This window comes from Paraburkholderia atlantica (assembly GCF_000092885.1).
Taxonomy (GTDB): Bacteria; Pseudomonadota; Gammaproteobacteria; order Burkholderiales; family Burkholderiaceae; genus Paraburkholderia; species Paraburkholderia atlantica.
Map to the genome: position 1 here is coordinate 378,243 of NC_014117.1, position 15,634 is coordinate 393,876.

12 protein-coding genes are annotated in these 15,634 nt (G+C 65.2%); 8 read left to right on the plus strand and 4 right to left on the minus strand.

Annotated elements, in window-relative coordinates; genetic code table 11:
- The first annotated feature begins 33 nt into the window (after positions 1-33).
- The 3 genes from BC1002_RS01770 (at position 34) to BC1002_RS01780 (ending at position 6,339) form a co-directional block, all read left to right on the plus strand.
- Positions 34-4,440 carry an ATP-binding protein gene (locus BC1002_RS01770; RefSeq protein WP_202945586.1) on the plus strand — a complete coding sequence of 1,469 codons (4,407 nt, stop codon included), beginning with the start codon at positions 34-36 and terminating at the stop codon, positions 4,438-4,440.
- Positions 4,441-4,802: 362 nt separating this feature from the next.
- Entirely contained in the window at positions 4,803-5,237 is a 435-nt protein-coding gene (locus BC1002_RS01775) for a CHRD domain-containing protein (RefSeq protein WP_013088359.1), read from the plus strand.
- A gap of 133 nt (positions 5,238-5,370) precedes the next feature.
- Complete coding sequence (locus BC1002_RS01780) at positions 5,371-6,339, plus strand: alpha/beta hydrolase (RefSeq protein WP_013088360.1); 969 nt, start codon at positions 5,371-5,373, stop codon at positions 6,337-6,339.
- Here the strand turns inward: BC1002_RS01780 and BC1002_RS01785 are convergent.
- Positions 6,306-7,145 (minus strand): EcsC family protein, encoded by an 840-nt coding sequence (locus BC1002_RS01785; RefSeq protein ID WP_013088361.1) that lies wholly within the window; start codon positions 7,143-7,145, stop codon positions 6,306-6,308. The two genes, BC1002_RS01780 and BC1002_RS01785, sit on opposite strands and share 34 nt — an antisense overlap.
- A 138-nt stretch (positions 7,146-7,283) precedes the next feature.
- Here BC1002_RS01785 and BC1002_RS01790 point away from each other — a divergent pair, with 138 nt between their 5' ends.
- Both BC1002_RS01790 and BC1002_RS01795 read left to right on the plus strand, forming a co-directional pair.
- Entirely contained in the window at positions 7,284-8,879 is a 1,596-nt protein-coding gene (locus BC1002_RS01790; RefSeq protein ID WP_013088362.1) for an MDR family MFS transporter, read from the plus strand.
- 30 nt (positions 8,880-8,909) lie between these two features.
- Positions 8,910-9,413, plus strand: coding sequence for a MarR family winged helix-turn-helix transcriptional regulator (locus tag BC1002_RS01795; protein WP_013088363.1), 504 nt, complete (start codon positions 8,910-8,912; stop codon positions 9,411-9,413).
- A gap of 114 nt (positions 9,414-9,527) precedes the next feature.
- Here BC1002_RS01795 and BC1002_RS01800 read toward each other — a convergent pair whose 3' ends face one another.
- On the minus strand, positions 9,528-10,805 hold the full coding sequence (locus BC1002_RS01800; protein ID WP_013088364.1) for an amino acid deaminase: 1,278 nt from the start codon (positions 10,803-10,805) through the stop codon (positions 9,528-9,530).
- A gap of 153 nt (positions 10,806-10,958) precedes the next feature.
- Here BC1002_RS01800 and BC1002_RS01805 point away from each other — a divergent pair, with 153 nt between their 5' ends.
- The 3 genes from BC1002_RS01805 (at position 10,959) to BC1002_RS01815 (ending at position 13,793) form a co-directional block, all read left to right on the plus strand.
- A complete protein-coding gene (locus BC1002_RS01805; protein WP_041734526.1) occupies positions 10,959-11,849 on the plus strand; it encodes a MurR/RpiR family transcriptional regulator in 891 nt (296 codons plus the stop codon).
- Between the two features lie 3 nt (positions 11,850-11,852).
- Positions 11,853-13,334: an N-acyl-D-amino-acid deacylase family protein gene (locus BC1002_RS01810; protein ID WP_013088366.1), complete on the plus strand. Its 1,482-nt coding sequence runs from the start codon at positions 11,853-11,855 to the stop codon at positions 13,332-13,334.
- Positions 13,335-13,406: 72 nt separating this feature from the next.
- A complete protein-coding gene (locus tag BC1002_RS01815; protein WP_008923846.1) occupies positions 13,407-13,793 on the plus strand; it encodes a RidA family protein in 387 nt (128 codons plus the stop codon).
- 97 nt (positions 13,794-13,890) lie between these two features.
- On the opposite strand, the gene queF is transcribed toward BC1002_RS01815, so the two are convergent.
- On the minus strand, positions 13,891-14,715 hold the full coding sequence (queF, locus tag BC1002_RS01820) for an NADPH-dependent 7-cyano-7-deazaguanine reductase QueF (protein WP_013088367.1): 825 nt from the start codon (positions 14,713-14,715) through the stop codon (positions 13,891-13,893).
- Positions 14,712-15,617 carry a 5'-nucleotidase gene (locus tag BC1002_RS01825; protein WP_013088368.1) on the minus strand — a complete coding sequence of 302 codons (906 nt, stop codon included), beginning with the start codon at positions 15,615-15,617 and terminating at the stop codon, positions 14,712-14,714. Before BC1002_RS01825 ends, queF begins: the two co-directional genes overlap by 4 nt.
- Positions 15,618-15,634: the final 17 nt, after the last annotated feature.

A 15,634-nucleotide genomic window follows, 5' to 3' on the forward strand; every position in this document is an offset into this window, starting at 1 on the left:
CGGTGTCTGAGGCCGCGCTCGCCGCGCCACTCAATGATGTGTCGGCTTGCGTTGTGGCTGCTGGCGGCTACCCACGCGGTCTGTATGGCCGCGCCTACTGGCGCTGCGTCTGAGTCGCCCGTCATCTCCTCGGTGCGAGCAGGTTCTTCCGCTGCGTCATCCATTGCATTTCCTGCCAAACTGACCGTCGGCATGCTCGAAGGTGGCTGGCCGCCGTTCGATATCCCGAGGGGCGGCCAGCTCGCCGGCGTCAGTGGCGACCTGTTGCGCGCGCTCGTGGGGCCGAACGTCGTTATCGAGACGAAGAGCTTTCCCGACATGGCCAAGCTGGTCGCCGCGGCTTGCGCCGGCGAGGTCGACCTGCTGACGAGCATCGCGCGCACGCCGGAGCGCGAGCGCTGCCTCGGCTTTACGGCACCCTACTTCCACTCGTTCGCCTCGGCCGTCGTGCGTCGCGACGACGCCCGGTATGAGAAACCCACCGACCTCGCCGGCGCGCGTATCGCGATCGAGCGCGGTTTTGCGCGTGAGCGTCTGCTGCGCGCCGGTTTTCCTCGCGCGAAGATCGTCTCGTTCGCGAGCACGCACGCAGCGCTGAACGCGGTACTGAATGGCGATGCCGACGTCTACTTCGGCTTCACGCCGGTGGTGCAATATGAACTGGCGACTGACGCGTATCGCAATCTTCGCGTAGCGTTCGAGCAAGGCGGCAAAGCGCTCGATCTGCGCTTTGCGGTATCGCCTCGCCAGCTTGCCTTGCGCGATCAACTGAACCGCGCGCTCGTGTCGATGAATCCCGCCGAGGCCGCCGCGATACGCGCGCGCTGGCTGTCCGGCAACTTCAACGCGGCGCCCGTGCCGGGTGCATCACGGTTCACGCTGACGCCGGAAGAAAAGAACTGGCTGCGTGCGCTGCCGCCGTTGCAGATCGGCTTCGACGACGACTGGGCACCGTTCAGCTACGTTGACGCCGCCGGTCGCCCCGTCGGTCTGACCGCCGATTACCTCGCGTACCTGAGCAGCACGCTCGGTGTCGTGTTCAGCCGGGCGCGCACGGCCGACTGGGCCGCCACCGTCGACGCGTTCCAGCGCGGCGACCTCGCGATGCTGTCCTCCACATCGAGTCGTGGTGCGCTTCTGGTGGGCGCCGACCATAGCCGCGTGTACGAGAGCGATCCGCTGGTGGTCGCTGGGCGCAGCGGCGTGCCGACTCCATGCTGGTTCGACGACATCACGTCGTGCCGCGTCGTGATGTCGCCGCACGTAGCCGGTTCGGTGCCGCTCGCATTGGAAGCGGTGCCGGTCGATCACATCGTCGTCGCGGGGAGCCTGGGTGAGGCGATGCGCATGGTCGCGAGCGGCGAGGCCGACGTGCTGGTCGGCAATGCTGCCGCTATCAACGTGCAACTGCGGCAGCACTACGCCGGCGCACTCAGGGTGCTCGACTCGCTCGGTGAATCCGACTCGTTGTATTTTGCGGTCCGCGAGGACCTGAGCCCGCTCGTCAAGCTGATCGATCGCGCGTTGCAGGCGATGCCGGCAGCCGAAAAGCAGCGCATCCGGCGCAAGTGGGTGAGCCCGGCAGCGCCGGACAACGCGGTATGGAGCGTGACCGCGGTGCGGCTGCTGCCGGTGCTGATCGGCATCGGTGTCGTGCTGCTGGTCACGTTGCGCGCGTATGTGCTGCTGCAACGCGAAGTCCGGCTGCGCAAGCAGACCGAGCGCGAACTGGCGCTGCAATTGAACTTCCAGGAAACGATGATGAAGACGGTGCCGTATCCGCTCATCGCGAAAGGCCTGGACGGGCGGTACATCGCGATCAACGAGGCTTATGAGAGGGCGTGCGGCCTGGAGCGGAAGGACGTGCTCGGGCGTACGACGGCCGAGGTCGGCACATGGGGCGACACCAATAGCCGCGTGCTCGACGACATGACGCGCGAGCTGCTGCGCGGCGGCGGCATCGCTAAAGTCGAACTCCAGTTCGAGGATCGTGCAGGGGAGTCGCGGCATGGGATTTTCTGGACGAGTGTCTGTGAAGGCGGCGATGGGCAGCCGGCGTACGTGCTCGGCACGATGGTCGACATCACCGACATCCGGCGCGCCGAAATGCGCGCGCGCGAAACCGAACGACGTCTGTTCGACGTCACGCGCTCGTTGCCGGCCGTCGTGTTCCAGATGCGGCGCTCGCCGTCCGGTGCGTATTCCTTCCCGTACATCGGCGGCGACGCGCGACATCTGTTCGGCGAGAGTGATTCGCCGGATGGGGCGCGAGTCGATTTCGAGCGCGTGTCGGAGCTGGATCGGCCGCTCGTTCTTGCCGAGCTCGAGCGGTCCGCGAGTTGTGCGACCCCGGTGCATATGCAGTTCCGCCTCGAAAGCGCCGGTCAACTCAAGTGGGTGCGAGCCGAGCTGGTGCCGCGGCGCGAAGCCGACGGCAGCGTGGTTTGGAGCGGCTATTGGGTCGATGCGAGTGTCGAGCGCGCGCGTTCGGAGGAACTCGCGCGAGCACGCGATGCGGCCGAGGCGGCCTCGCGCGCGAAGGACAACTTCTTCGCGATGATGAGCCACGAAATCCGCACCCCGATGAACGGCGTGCTAGGTCTCGTCGAAGTGCTCGAGCGCACGCCGCTCAGTACCGATCAGAGCGAAATGCTCGGCATGATTCACGAGTCGGCGGGCGCGCTGCTGCAGATTCTCGATGATTTGCTCGATTATTCGAAGATCGAGGCGGGGCGGCTCACGCTCGAAGCCGAGCCGATCGATCTACGCGAGCTCGTCGATAACGCGGTCGGCCTGCTCGCGGGGCGCGCTCACGAAAAGGGGCTGAAAGTGCGCGTGGACATCGGGAGCAACGCCGCTGCGACGCTCCGTGGCGACAGCGTGCGTCTGCGCCAGATTCTGTTCAACCTGCTCGGCAATGCGATCAAGTTCACGCCGAAGGGCGAGGTGGGTGTGAGCGTAGCGGTCGTCGAAGACCGCTCGGCTTCGCAGACGTTGGAGCTGACCGTTCGGGACACCGGCATCGGCATCGCGCCGAATGTGCAGGCGGGTTTGTTCGAGCCGTTCGTGCAGGCTGAGTCGTCCACCACGCGGCGCTTCGGCGGCACGGGCCTTGGGCTGACGATCTGCCGCAAGCTGATCGACCTGATGAGCGGCACGCTCACATTGCACAGCGAACCTGGTCGCGGCACGAGCATGATCGTGCGGCTGACGATGCCGATCGTCGAGCAGCGCTATTCGATCAATGGTCTGCGCGGCAAACTCGGCGTGGTGATCACGCGAGATCCACGCGTTGGCCGGGCCCTCGCACAATTCGGCGAGGCGCTCGGGCTCGAACTGCGCAGCCTGTCGGCCGATGCGGCGACGCTGGGCAGAAGCTCCGTACTAAGCCGCGCGGATCTGCTGTTCGTCGGCGAGGATGTCACGTTGCCGGCACATATCGGCACAAAAGCGCGCATCGTCACGCTGACCGAAAAACCGAAGCCGACGGGTTACCGCATCCTCGACGACAAGGTGCGCGTCAGCATCAATCCGATTTCGTGGCGCGGCCTGGGCGCCGCGTGTGCGGCCGCGATGACGGGGTTGTCGTCGGAGGCCCCGATGGCATCGCGCGCGGTAGGCGTGCCGTGCACGACCGATGGGATCGCGCCGCCGCCCGATCGTGAACACGCGCTCGCGAACGGGCGGCTGATCCTTGTCGCGGAAGACCATCCAGTCAATCAGGAGTTGATCCGACATCAGCTCGCGCTGCTGGGGTTCGCGTGCGACGTCACCAACGACGGCGCCGAAGCGCTCGCCGCGCTGGAGCGCACGAACTATGGCTGTTTGATCACCGACTGCCACATGCCGAACCTGTCGGGTTACGAGCTGACCCGTCGTATCCGCGAGGCGGAGGCGATGCGGGGCGGCGCGCAGCGTCTGCCGATCCTCGGCATCACGGCCAATACCGCGCCCGACGACCTGAGTCTGTGCCGCGAAGCCGGCATGGACGACAGTTTGATCAAGCCCACCCGGCTCGCCACGCTGCGCGACTACCTGAGCCGCTGGTTTGGCCCTGATGGCGAGCGGCAGGGCACGCAGCGCGTCGGTGCTGAACCGATCGTGCCCGTCGACCTGACACGCATGACGCAGATATGGGGAAGCGAGTCGACGGTCAAGGCATTGCTGGATTCATTCGTCTCGTCGATGCGCGACGACCTCAACGCGCTGGCGATGTTACTCGAACGTGCGGACAGGGGGAGTGTGCAAGAGTGGCTGCATCGGGTGATGGGGGCGGCGAGCGTGCTGCAGTATCCGCCGCTCGTACAGGTGCTCGAAGCTTATCGCCGCGTCATTGCCGAGAGGTCGCCGGAGCAGTTGCGTAACGCGGGGTATGCGCTAATCCGACAATGCGAGGCGATGCTCGATGGCATCGAACAGCAGGCCGCATTGCTCGCATAGCGAGCGGTGCGCCCTAACATCGCGCAAATACATGGGCGATTCAATCGGCCGCAAACAAAATCGGGACGAAAAAAAACGCGGCCGAAGCCGCGTTAAAGATTTGGAGACGTCCTTCGATGAAGGAGTCACTTCTCGCAAGTCGAAGCATACCAGGAACGACGTGATTTATTCATTACAAATCGCGCAATTAACTTTTTGATTAAATCGATTAAAACGATTGAGCGCTACCTTTCCGCTCAAAGCAGTTCCCGCGCAAGCCCACCATCTCCGCCTCACCGGCTCCAAATGATTTGCACTAGTATGTGGAAGCCCCGCACGGCTGACATGATGCCGCGGCGGCGCGTCAATGTCCGGAGAAGAACATGATTTCGCAGCGAAAATTGAATCTGGCCGTGGTGTTGTGGGCGCTTGCATCGAGCGCTGCATTTGCGGATACGGTTGCGCTGAAGGCGAATCTCCAGCCGTCGAGCGAAGTGCCGCCGCGTGTGAGTCACGGGCATGGCATGCTGAATGCGACGTTCGATACGTCCACCCAATCGCTGCAGTGGACTATCACTTACGAGGGCTTGAGCGGTCCGGTCACCGCCGCGCATTTCCACGGTCCCGCGCCGGTCGGCCAGAACGCGAAAGTTCAGGTGCCAATCGAGAAGAATGGGCTCGCGAGTCCGATCAAAGGCACGGTGAAGCTGACTGAGCAGCAGGTCATGGATCTGATGGCGGGGCAGTGGTACTTCAATATTCATACCGCGCAGAATCCTACGGGTGAAATTCGCGGGCAGGTGTTGCCGGCGAACTAGGCGTGGGCCTCGCGTTGGCCGGGCCCGCGTGCCGCGGCCACAATCACCGTCACGCGATTGGAACTCGCCAAACCAACGGCACCCCCGCCAACCCACGTACCATGACGGGACTCCAACGAAGGAGCATGTCCCGATGAGCTGGCAAAGCGCGCTCGCGTGCTGGTATTTGCGCAGGCAGTTCCGGCCCGAAACCCTCAAACCGTTTATCAACGTCGAACGGGCGCGCGCGCTGACGTCGAAGCGCGTGTGGTCGCCACGCGTGCCGCCCGGCTGGCATCTGCGCGAAACGTATGGCGCGGGCGACGCGCCGCTCGTCGGCGAGTGGCTGGAGCGCGTGCACGGCGGCACGGCCGGCGGCGCGGAGGCTACGGTGCTGTATTGCCATGGCGGCGGTTACTACTTCTGCTCGCCGCGCACGCATCGGTCGCTGACGTTCGCTCTCGCGACCCGCGCCGACGCGCGGCTTTTCTCCCTCGACTACCGCCTCGCGCCCGAGCATCGTTTTCCGGCCGCGCTCGACGACGCCACCGCCGCCTATCGACAGCTGCTCGCGATGGGCATCGCACCCAGCTCGATCGTGATCGCCGGCGACTCGGCCGGCGGCGGTCTCGCGCTCGCCACGCTGGTCGCGCTGCGCGACGCCGGCGCGCCGATGCCCGCGGGCGGCCTGCTGTTCTCGCCGTGGACCGATCTGGCGACGACCGGCGCGAGCCTGCGCACCAACGACAGCGTCGATCCGATGTTCTGCGGCGCCTCGATCGAGCGTGCGGCCAAGGTCTATCTGGGCGACGCGCCGCCCACCCATCCGTACGCGTCGCCGGTCTACGCGGACCTGCGCGGTCTGCCGCCGCTGTTCCTGCAGGCGGGCAGCACCGAGGTGCTGCTCGACGACGCGCGCCGCGTCGCCGACAACGCGCACGCGGCAGGAGTCGATTGCGAATGCGAAGTGTGGAAAAACCTGCCGCACGTATGGCCGATGTTCGCGCCGTTCATGCCGGAGGCGAACCGCGCGCTCGATCGCGCAGCCGCCTTCGTGCGACGCACGACGAGCCGCGCCGCGAACCGGGCTCAGGCGTCGAGCGTCATGTCGAGCGTCCGATAGACGGCTTCGATCGTTTGCTGGCCGTATTGCCGCTCGAGCCGCCGCACGGTGAAGTGCCCGTGCGCGACCTGCTGGAAATGATCGATAAACACGGTATTGACCATCGCGCCGAGCACCGCGCCGATCGCCGGAATCGATTTGGCCGCGATCTGCTCGCTGACCTGCACCGAAAAGCGCGCGGCGATCGCGTTGATGAGCCGCAGCAGCGCCGCCGAGCCGTGGGCCGTGAAGCCCTTGCTCGCCACCTCGGACGACGCCTTCGACACCGCCTGCGCGAGCGCGCCGCGCATGAAGAAGTAGCCGAGGTCGGCGTCGTCGTCTTCGCTCGAGGTGCCGCCCATGCCGAGCACGGTCAGGCATTGCAACTGCGTGTCGACCGAGGTCAGGTCCTCGCCCTCGCTGCGCGCGATGTCGCAGATCGAGCGGAACATCAGCGTGGTTGTGACGGGCAACTCGACCGGCAACGCGAGCAATCCAAACGCGCCGCCAGCCGCGCCGGTCGTCGCGACCGCGAACTTGTGCAGCAGGTTGTTCGGCTTGTCGGGCGCGAGCAGCCTGGCGTCGTCGCGCCGGCCGAGCGTGCGCAGCGCGATCGACAGACATTTGCGCAACGCGGCCTGCGTCGCATCGGACACTTTTTCGTTGGCGAACGCCGGAATGCGCGACAGCAGCTTTTCGATCGGCGCGCCGACGACGCTTGCGAGCTTCATCGCGAGCGCCGGGCTTTCGAGCTGGTGTTTGGCGCGCCGCAGCGCGGCGAGGTCCTGCTCCGATAACGATGATGCTGCGAGCGAACTGGGCTGCATGAGCCTCCCTGGCATGTCATGGCAGTGGGTACTGCAAGTGAGTCTACCGCGTTGCAAGAAGTGTTCCGTCGCGCGTGGAGCGTTGCTCCGTGATATGATTTCCGATCTTTTGACACGTCAACTTTTGCTGCATCAAAAATGGCTGTCCATACCGCCGCCCACCATTCGAGTGGGCAAGTCTTACCCTTCCGCGAATCCCTGCTGGCCATGCTCGGCATCTCGTTCGTCACGATGCTGGTCGCGCTCGACCAGACTGTGGTCGGCACCGCGTTGCCCACCATCGTGTCCGAACTCCGCGGCTTCGAGCTATACGCGTGGGTCGCCACCTCGTATCTGCTGAGTTCGGTGATCACCGTGCCGATCTTCGGCCGGCTCGGCGATTACTACGGGCGCAAGCCGTTCGTGATCGCGTCGATCGTCGTGTTTACCGGCGCCTCGGTGCTGTGCGGCGCGGCCAACGACATGCTGTTTCTCGTGCTCGCCCGCGGCTTGCAGGGCATTGGCGGCGGCATGCTGGTCGGCACCGCGTTCGCGTGCATTCCCGATCTGTTCCCCGATTCCGTCGTGCGGTTGCGCTGGCAGGTGCTGATGAGTTCGGCGTTCGGCATCGCCAATGCGGTCGGGCCGTCGCTCGGCGGTTTTCTGACGCAGTACTACGGCTGGCGTTCGGTGTTCTACGTGAATCTGCCGGTAGGACTACTGTCGCTGTTTTTCGTCTGGCGTTTCCTGCCGCATCTGCGGCACGTCGAGCATGAAGGCAAGATGCGGCTCGATTGGCCGGGCGCGCTGTTGATCGCGATCGCGCTCGGCTCGCTGCAACTGTTCGTCGAGTTGCTGCCGAAGCACGGCATCACGCTGAGCGTGTTCGCGCTGCTCGGGCTGAGCGTCGCGTCGGCCATCGCGCTGTGGAATTGGGAAAAGCGCTGCCCGACCGCCATCCTGCCAGTCGACATGTTCCACAACCGTAGCCTCGCCGCGCTGTTCACGCTGGCCGTGCTCGGCGGCTTCACGATGTTCTCGCTGTTGTTCTACGCACCGCTGCTGTTCCAGGGCGGCTTCGGCATGTCGCCGAAAGAGGCGGGCCTCGTGATCACGCCGCTCGTCGTGTTCATCACGATCGGCAGCATCGCGAACGGGCGCGTCGTGTCGCGGATCAAGAATCCGAACCTGATGCTGTACATCGGCTTTGCGATGCTCGCGCTGTCATGTCTCGGCATCGTCGTCGCGACCCGTTCGATGCAGCAATGGGTGCTGATGTCGTTCATGGTCGTCGGCGGCCTCGGGCTCGGTTTCGTGATGCCGAACCTGACGATCTTCGCGCAGCAGACCGCGGGCCGCGAACACCTCGGCATCGCGACCGCGCTGCTGCAGTCGCTGCGGATGATCGGCGGCATGATCGGCACGGCGCTGACCGGCACGCTCGTGACCCACATGTACAAGAGTGGCGTGCGCCGTGCGCTGGAAGGCGCGGGCGCGTCGCACTGGTTCGGCGATCTGGGCGATCCGCAGATCCTGATCAACCGCGATGCGCAGACCACGCTCGTCGATCAGTTGACGCACGCGGGCCACAACGGCGCGATGCTGCTCGAGAGCGCGCGCGAGTCGCTAGTGGGCGCGATTCATCTGGGTCTCGCGATGGCCGCGCTGATCGCCGTCGTGTCGGTGTGGCAAAGCCGCCGCGTGCCGCCGGTCAAGCTGCAGCGCAAGCTCGAGCCGGTGATTCACGCAGACTGATCTTTGGACTTGGTGTTGGACAGGCAGATTATGGAAGAACAGGACCGCGTCGCCGTCATGCAGCAATTTGGACGCACGTATCGGGCATTCATGTCGGCATTCGAGACCCAGGTGGGTCATCCGTTGCCACGCTGGCGCATTCTGCTCGCGCTGCACGAGCAGGCCGGCGAGTCGTCGCAGAAGCGGCTCGTCGAGCGGCTGCGCGTCGATCCGGGCGCGCTGACGCGGCAGTTGAAGGCACTGGAAAGCCTGGGCTGGATCGCGCGCAGCATGGATACGCGCGATAACCGCGTGACCAACGTGCGCCTGACCGAAGCGGGTCGCGACGCGACCGAAGCGAGCCTGCCGCGTCGCCAGGCGTTCTTGCACGACACGATGGCCGGGTTGCCGGATGAGGCGCTCGCGGCGTTGTCGAGCGCGCTGAAAATGCTGGAGACGCGCATCGGCGAAGTGGCGGCCAATGCGAGCGCAGCGGCCGGCGCCGCTGCGGCGGCCCCGGAAACCGCCGGGGACGAGGCGGCCCAACGCGTGTGATTTTTTCTCCGCGCCTGACAACAAAAAAGGCTGTGAGCCCAAGGGCGCACAGCCTTTTTGTTCTATGGTTGAAAAGCCCGCGCTACGGCGCAGCGCAATCCACTGAACTCCAAATCAGAAAAACGTCTCGATCACTTCCTTCACGCGATACTGCGGGTCGAGGACCAGCACCTGCTTCCACTTGTCGAACGTCAGGCACGGGTGCGAGATGTCGAACGCGATCATGTCGCCTACCTTCAGATCGGCGCCAGGGGGAATCCGCAGGTACGCGTGCTGATCCATCAGACCGAAGATTTCCCAGCCCTCGCTCGCGGCGATGTCGCGCGGCGCTTGCTGGCCCGGACGATAGTGGCGCGCCGGCTCCGGCATGCCCGCGTCGAACGCGGAGTCGCGTTTGCCGAGCCCGATGATCGCGCGATCCGGCTCGGGAATCGACTGCACGTACGCCCACAATTGCAGCGCCGGCAGCAAGCCTTCGCCCATTTTCTTCGCGACCGGATTGCGCTTGAAGATGTCGGTCTGCGCCTTGCGATAGATGCCGACGTCATGCGTCAGGTAGCAGCCGGGCCGCAGCACGACCTCGACCTTGCCGGTTTGCGTCGCCTGCGCGAACTCTTCGGCGACCACGTCGTACCACGCCGATCCCGCGCCCGATAGCACCGCCGGCGAGCGCGCGAAGCGCCCTTGCTCGACGAGCTCGCGTGTGACCGCAACCGCGCCTTGCAGGAACGCGCGCACCTCGGGTTCTTCCTTCAGCACGCCTTCATACAGTTCGACACCGGCAAGCTTCAGCACGTCCGGATAGCGCGCGATCGCGTCCAGCACCGCATTGCGCTGCGCTTCATCGCGCACGCCGGTGCGCCCGCCCGGCACGCCGAGTTCGAGCAGCACCTGCAGCGGCTTCTTCACCGACGTGAAGAATTCGCCGAGTTGCTCGACACCGTCGGCCGAATCGACGAGGCAGAAGAATTCAAAATCCGGATCGCTGAGCAATTCGGCGATCATCATCATGTTGTGGCGGCCGACCAGCTGATTCGCCATCAGGACGCGCGATACGCCGCCGTGATAAGCCGCGCGCACCTGATGGGCGGTGGCGAGCGTGATGCCCCACGCGCCGGTTTCGAGCTGACGGCGAAACAGTTGCGGCGCCATCGTGGTCTTACCGTGCGGCGCGAGCTTGACGCCATATTCGGCGACGAACGCCTGCATCCACTTCAGGTTGTGCTCGACGCGGTCCTCGTACAGCACGGCGGCCGGCAGACTGACGTCCTCGGCGAGCAGGTTCCACTCGAGGCGCGCGGCGTCCTTCAGCTGGACGCTCGTGCCCGGAACCATGCCCAAGCCCTTGCTATAAGGATCAATCGTCGCGCCCTGATAGTTTGTAACTTTCATGTCTCCGTGCTCCATCGTCCGGTTAAATTGAATCAGATTTGACTTTACCATGTTACCGAAAGTACGATGACCGGAGAAATGTTATTTAGTACCACGGTTTCGAAGGCTGCCGGAAAGGGCCGCGAAAGCCGTGCCGCGATTCCACCGTCCGTCATGAACAGTAGCGCCGAACCGCTCGCTTTCGACATCGTCGCGCGCATCGCCGAATGCGCGCCGGAGTTGCGCTCGGCCGAACGCAAGGTCGCCGCGCTGATCCTCGACGATCTGACCGGCGCGTCGCGCGCGAGCATCGGCGCGCTCGCGCAGCAGGCCGAGGTCAGCATCGCGACCGTCACGCGCTTCGCGAAGGCGGTCGGCTGCCGCGACGTGCGCGAACTGAAGCTGCGGCTCGCGCAGGCGGCCGCGGTCGGTCAGCGTTTTCTCGAGCGCGACGCAGCAAGCGACGCACCCGAGCCGATCGCCACGCGCGTCTTCGACGAGTTGCAAACCGCGCTCGCGCACAATCATCAACTGCTGCGCCAGGCGCCGCTCGCCGAAGCGGCGGCCGCGCTGCGCAATGCGCGCATGATCTACGTGTTCGGCATGGGCGGCGGCTCCACCGCGCTCGCCGACGAAATGCGTTTCAGGCTCGTGCGCCTCGGCCGCCCGGTCGCGACCTATCAGGACGGACTGTTGCAGCGCATGGTGGCGAGCACGGTGTCGCGCGACTGCGTGGTGGTCGCGCTGTCCACCACGGGACGCGTGCCCGAGATGGTCGAGAACTGCAAGATCGCGCGCAGCTACGGCGCGACGGTGGTCGCGGTGACCGCACCCGCGTCGCCACTGGCCAGGCTCGCCGACTGGCTGATCCCGATCGTCGCGTTCGAAACCGATTTCATTTACAAGCCGTCGTCGTCCCGTTACGCGATGATGATGGCGCTCGATGTACTCGTCACCGAACTTGCCGTCAGCCAGGGCGACGAGAGCCGCGAATTGCTGCGCCGCATGAAGCACGCGCTCGACGCGCACCGCGGCGGCGGCGATCGACAACCGTTAGGAGATTGATCCATGCATTCGCATCCTGAAGCCGCCGACACGCTGATTGTCGGCGCGCAACTGTATGACGGCACGGGCGCACCGCCCGTCGAGCGCGATGTGGCGATCCGCGACGGGCGCATCGCCGCAATCGGCAATCTGTCGAACTGGCTCGCCGAAGAGGTGATCGAGGCCGAGGGGCGCGCGCTCGCGCCGGGCTTCATCGACGTGCACACGCACGACGACACGCACGTGATCCGCTCGCCGCAGATGCTGCCGAAGATCACCCAGGGCGTGACGACGGTGATCGTCGGCAATTGCGGCATCAGCGCATCGCCGGTGTCGCTGAAGGGCGATCCGCCCGATCCGATGAACCTGCTCGGCGAGCGCGACGCGTTCCAGTACCCGACCTTCGCCGACTACGTGAGCGCGGTGAACGCCGCGCGGCCGGCGGTGAACGTCGGCGCGCTGATCGGCCACACGGCGTTGCGCAATAACCAGATGGACCGACTCGATCGCGCGGCGACCGCCGAGGAAATCGAGCGCATGTGCGCGCAGCTCGAGGAAGCGCTCGCGCACGGCGCGCTGGGTCTCAGCTCGGGGCTCGCATACGGTTCGGCGTTCGCCGCGCCGACCGAGGAAGTGATGGCGCTCGCCGAGCCGCTCGCGGCCGCAGGCGCGCTGTACACGACCCACATGCGCACCGAGTTCGATGCGATTCTCGACGCGATGGACGAGGCGTACCGCGTCGGCCGTCATGCGCGCGTGCCGGTCGTGATCTCGCATCTGAAGTGCGCGGGGCCGTCGAACTGGGGGCGCAGCGTCGAGGTGCTGAAGTCGCTCGAAGGCGCGCGCGGCGGGCAGCCCGTCGGTTGCGACTGCTATCCGTACAACCGCAGCTCGTCGACGCTCGATCTGAAGCAGGTCACGGGCGACATCGACATCACGATCACGTGGTCCGAGCCGCATCCCGAGATGGCGGGCAAGCTGATCAAGGAAGTCGCCGCCGAATGGGGTGTGTCGCAGCAGGAAGCGGGCAAGCGCCTGCAACCGGCGGGCGCGGTCTATCACAACATGTCCGAAGAGGACGTGCGGCGCATCCTGTCGCATCCGGCGACGATGGTCGGCTCGGACGGCTTGCCGAACGATCCGCTGCCGCATCCGCGGCTGTGGGGCGCATTTCCGCGCGTGCTCGGTCACTATGCGCGCGATGCCGCGCTGCTGCCGCTCGAGGAAGCGGTGCGCAAGATGACGAGCCTGTCCGCGCGCCGCTTCGGTCTCGCGCAACGCGGCGAAGTGCATATCGGCTATCACGCCGACCTCGTGCTGTTCGATCCGGCGAAAGTGCACGACGTGGCGACGTTCGACAAGCCGCAGCAGCCCGCTGCCGGCATCGACGCGGTGTGGGTCAACGGCGTGCTTTCGTATCGCGACGGCGCGGTGACGGGCGAGCGGGCTGGCCGGTTCCTCACGCGCGGCGCGCCGTCGAAGGGCGATGCGCAGGGCGCGTTCTGATTTTTATCGATTGATGGCGGCACGCGCGGCGAGGGCGCCGCGCACGTGCCCGACTTTTTAAGGAGTGTGACGATGAAGCGATATGGCGTGGAAGGCGGAAAGGGAACGGGCGGTCAGGTGATGCCGTTCGCGCGTGCGGTCGAAGCGGACGGCTGGCTGTTCGTGTCGGGCCAGACACCGATGGAAAACGGCGAAGTGATCAACGGCGGCATCGTCGAGCAATCGCACAAGGCGATCCAGAACGTGTTCGCGATCCTGAAGGAAGCGGGCTACGGCGCCGAGCACGTCGTGCGTTGCGGTGTTTGGCTGGACGATCCGCGCGACTTCGCGTCGTTCAACAAGGTGTTTCGCGAGTATTTTGGCGAGAATCCGCCGGCGCGCGCGTGCGTGGTGTCGTCGATGGTGATCGACTGCAAGGTGGAGGTGGATTGCGTCGCTTATAAGAAGCCGGCGGCCTGAGCGCTTTGACGGCTTTGATGTGACGAGGGCGCCGCTGGCTGTGATGGCCTGCGGCGCCCTCGTCGCGTTTACCGCTGCGCTTGCTCGCGGGTTGCTGTTACTGCCGCGCGAGTCGCATGTTGTCCGGCATCGGCAGGTTGTAGTTGGTGCGGAACGGGTTGATGTCGAGCCCGCCGCGGCGCGTGTAGCGCGCATACACCGCGAGCTTCAGCGGTTTGCACCTCTTCATGATGTCGACGAAGATCCGCTCGACGCATTGCTCGTGAAAGCCCGTGTGATTGCGGTACGAGATGATGTAGCGCAACAGGCCCGCGTGGTCGATCTGCGGGCCGGCATAGTGGATCTGCACGCTGCCCCAGTCCGGCTGACCGGTCACCGGGCAGTTCGACTTCAGCAGGTTCGAAAACAGCGTTTCCTCGACCGGCGCTTCGTCGTGCGCCGCGCTCAACAGCGACGCGTCCGGCTGATAGACGCTCGCCTCGAGTTCGAGCCGGTCGAGCGACAGGCCGTCGAATTCTTCCATTTTCAGCTTGCCGAATTCGTGTGGCGTGTACAGATGCACCGACACCGTCGCGCCGCACGACGCGGACACGTCCCGCTTGATCGTGTCGCGCACGCTCTCGGTCGATTCGAAGGCGGTCTGCGCGAACGAGCCCAGGTACAGCTTGAACGATTTCGATTCGACGATGTTCGGCGAATCGGCCGGCACGAAGAACGTCGCGACCGCGATTTGCGGTTTGCCGCGCGCGTTCAGCCATGACAGCTCGTAGGCGTTCCAGATATCGGTGCCGAAAAACGGCAGTCGCGCGGTAATGCCGATCGCCTCGCGCGCATGGCTGCGCGCAATCGGAAACAGCAGCGTCGGATCGTATTGTTCGGTGTAAGTCGAGGACTTACCGAGCGGGGATTGTTCGGGTGTCATGATGCATTCACGATGCCACTCAGCACGTGCCCGGTCGCCGTTACGACGCGGGCCGATTCGCAGTGGCCGATCTGGTCGTCGAAGAAAAAGTCCGGCTCGAACTCGCGCAAAAATGCGCTCTTGTCGAGGCCGCCGAGGAACATCGCTTCGTCGATTTCGATGTTCCACGCCATCAGGGTGCGGATCGCGCGCTCATGCGCGGGGGCCGAGCGCGCGGTCACCAGCGCCGTGCGAATGCGCATCGGCGCAGCCGCGTCCGCGAGTTTTTGCAGCCGGTGCAGCGCTTCGAGCAGCGGCTTCAGCGGACCGTCCGCAAGCGGCAGATGCTTGTTGTCGATCTCGTGACCGACGAACGCGCGCAGGCCGTCTTTCTGGAAGATGCGTTCCGCTTCGTCGGAAAACAAGACCGCGTCGCCGTCGAACGCAATGCGGATTTCGTCCGGGTACTTGCTCGCCATTTTCGCCGATTCCGGCAACACGCGTGCGGCCGGGAAGCCAGCGGCGAGCGCATCGCGCACGTCCTGCTGATTCGCCGACAGAAACAGCGACGCGTTCAACGGCTTCAGATAAGCGAACGGTGCGCGGCCGCGCGTGAACACCCCGCGCTCGATCGCGAGTCCGTGTTCGCGGCACGAATGAAACGCGCGCAAGCCACTGATCGGATCGCTGCGCGACAGGATCACCACTTCGACGCGATGACCGCCGGCGGCGTTCAGCGCGAGCAATTTGCGGATCAGCGGAAACGCGACGCCCGGTTTCGCGGGCACGTTCAGGCGCTCGCGCTGCAACGCCTCGTAGGCCTTCAGGTCGCCGGCCTCGTAGACGCGGTTCTCTTCCTCGAAGTCGAACAGCGCGCGCGACGAGATTGCGACCACCAGTTTGTCGACAAGCGAAAGCGCCATCAGTGAGTTCCGGTCCG

Excerpts from the sequence above, each read along its gene's own strand:
- BC1002_RS01770 (WP_202945586.1), top strand. The coding sequence starts at position 34 with ATGATGTGTCGGCTTGCGTTGTGGCTGCTGGCGGCTACCCACGCGGTC.
- BC1002_RS01775 (WP_013088359.1), top strand. The coding sequence starts at position 4,803 with ATGATTTCGCAGCGAAAATTGAATCTGGCCGTGGTGTTGTGGGCGCTT.
- BC1002_RS01780 (WP_013088360.1), top strand. The coding sequence starts at position 5,371 with ATGAGCTGGCAAAGCGCGCTCGCGTGCTGGTATTTGCGCAGGCAGTTC.
- BC1002_RS01785 (WP_013088361.1), bottom strand. The coding sequence starts at position 7,145 with ATGCAGCCCAGTTCGCTCGCAGCATCATCGTTATCGGAGCAGGACCTC.
- BC1002_RS01790 (WP_013088362.1), top strand. The coding sequence starts at position 7,284 with ATGGCTGTCCATACCGCCGCCCACCATTCGAGTGGGCAAGTCTTACCC.
- BC1002_RS01795 (WP_013088363.1), top strand. The coding sequence starts at position 8,910 with ATGGAAGAACAGGACCGCGTCGCCGTCATGCAGCAATTTGGACGCACG.
- BC1002_RS01800 (WP_013088364.1), bottom strand. The coding sequence starts at position 10,805 with ATGAAAGTTACAAACTATCAGGGCGCGACGATTGATCCTTATAGCAAG.
- BC1002_RS01805 (WP_041734526.1), top strand. The coding sequence starts at position 10,959 with ATGAACAGTAGCGCCGAACCGCTCGCTTTCGACATCGTCGCGCGCATC.
- BC1002_RS01810 (WP_013088366.1), top strand. The coding sequence starts at position 11,853 with ATGCATTCGCATCCTGAAGCCGCCGACACGCTGATTGTCGGCGCGCAA.
- BC1002_RS01815 (WP_008923846.1), top strand. The coding sequence starts at position 13,407 with ATGAAGCGATATGGCGTGGAAGGCGGAAAGGGAACGGGCGGTCAGGTG.
- queF (WP_013088367.1), bottom strand. The coding sequence starts at position 14,715 with ATGACACCCGAACAATCCCCGCTCGGTAAGTCCTCGACTTACACCGAA.
- BC1002_RS01825 (WP_013088368.1), bottom strand. The coding sequence starts at position 15,617 with ATGGCGCTTTCGCTTGTCGACAAACTGGTGGTCGCAATCTCGTCGCGC.